The 1,724-nt window shown below is 69.4% G+C and carries 1 protein-coding gene; it reads right to left on the bottom strand.

Features of this window, described 5'->3' with window-relative positions; all coding sequences use genetic code 11:
* Positions 1-329 precede the first annotated feature (329 nt).
* Positions 330-1,724 (bottom strand): class II fumarate hydratase (locus VIB55_RS03620; protein WP_349262987.1); only part of this gene is annotated, 1,395 nt, incomplete at its 5' end.

Raw genomic sequence — 1,724 nt, 5'->3', positions numbered from 1 at the left:
ACCGCGCCGCCCGCTGGGCCCGCAAGTTCGTCTCCCACACCATCGCGGTGCTGTTCTGTCAGCGGGCCGGGCTCCTCCCGCTCGCTTTCGCGCAACTCGTCCGAGCGTGAAACCCGCACACCGGGTTAGCTACGCGCTCCGGTCCGCCACTCCGGCCTGAGCTCCTTGGCCATGCGCTCTAGCTTCACCTGGCCGTAGAAGCGCTCGATCATGTCCGAGCTCGTGCTGGTGTTCTTGGCCAGCACAAGCACGTCGACGCGGGCGGTCAGCTGCTGGCTGATGTGGAAGTGCCGGAAGGAGTACGCCGTGCGGCGTGCGCCGCGGTGCGCTCACCCCCCGGCGAGGGTCGCGCCCGGCTCGACCATCTGCTCGGGCCGCACCCAACGGTCGAAGTCCTCCGGCGAGACGAGCCTGAGCTTCGCCGCAGCGTCTTTCAGGGTCAAATTCTCCGCCAGCGCCGTCTTGCCGATCCGCACGGCGGCGTCGTAGCCGATGCGAGGGTTCAGCGCGGTGACCAGCATGAGCGACTTCGCCAGGTTCTCGGCGATGCGGTCGCGGTTGGGCTCCAGTTTCAGCACCATGTTCTCGGCGAAGCTCTCCGCCGCGTCCGCCAACAGCCCCGCCGAGCGCAGCACGGCGTGGATTATCACCGGCTTGAACACGTTCAGCTCCAGGTGCCCCTGCGCGCCGGCGACCGTCACCGTCACGTTGTCGCCCATCACCTGGGCGCACACCATGGTCAGCGCCTCCGACTGCGTCGGGTTGGTCTTGCCGGGCATGATGGAGGAGGAGAGCCCGTCCGCCGGGACGACCAGTTCCGAGATTCCGGAGCGCGGGCCGCTTCCGAGCAGCCGCACGTCGTTGGCGATCTTGTTCAGCGAGACCGCCACCACGTTCATCATGCCGGACAGCTCGACGAAGGCGTCGTGCGCGCCCATGCCCTCGAACTTGTTCGGGTTCGGCGCGAAGGCCAGGCCCGTGCGCTCGGCCACGATCTCGCAGAACACCCGGTCGAAATCCGGGTGGCGGTTCAGGCCGGTGCCCACGGCCGTGCCGCCCTGGGGCAGCAGCAGCAGGCGCGGCAGGGTGGCGCGCAGGCGTTCCTGGCCCAGTTCCACCTGCCGCGCCCAGGCGGCGAATTCCTGGCCGAGCGTCACCGGCACCGCGTCCATCAGGTGCGTCCGGCCCACCTTGACGATGTCCGCCCACTCCTCCGACCGCCGCCAGAGCGCCGCGTGCAACCGGCCGAGCGCCGGGAGCAGCCGGCCCTCCACCACCTCCACGGCGGCGATGTGCATCATGGTCGGGAAGTTGTCGTTGGAGGACTGGCCGCGGTTCACGTGGTCGTTGGGATGCACCGGCTTCCGGCTGCCGAGCGGCTGCCCGAGCATTTGGTTGGCCCGGTTGGCGATCACCTCGTTGGCGTTCATGTTGGTCTGGGTGCCGCTGCCGGTCTGCCAGACGGGCAGCGGGAACTCCTCGTCCCGCTCGCTCGCCGCTATTTCGTCCGCGGCCTTGGCGATCGTTTCGGCGAGGTCGGCCGAAAGCTCGCCCAATCGGGCGTTGGCGGCAGCGCAGGCGGATTTGTGCAACCCGACGGCGCGGATCAGGCCCGGCGGGAAACGCTCCGTCCCGATGCGGAACAAGCGCCGCGCCCGTTCCGTCTGCGGCCCCCACAGGCGATCGGCGGGGATGTCGATGGCGCCGAGCGAATCGGTCTCGGT

Origin of the sequence: Longimicrobium sp. (assembly GCF_036554565.1) — a bacterium.
GTDB lineage: Bacteria > Gemmatimonadota > Gemmatimonadetes > Longimicrobiales > Longimicrobiaceae > Longimicrobium.
Note: the sequence above shows the minus strand (reverse complement) of the source record. Positions and strands in the feature narration are given on the sequence as shown.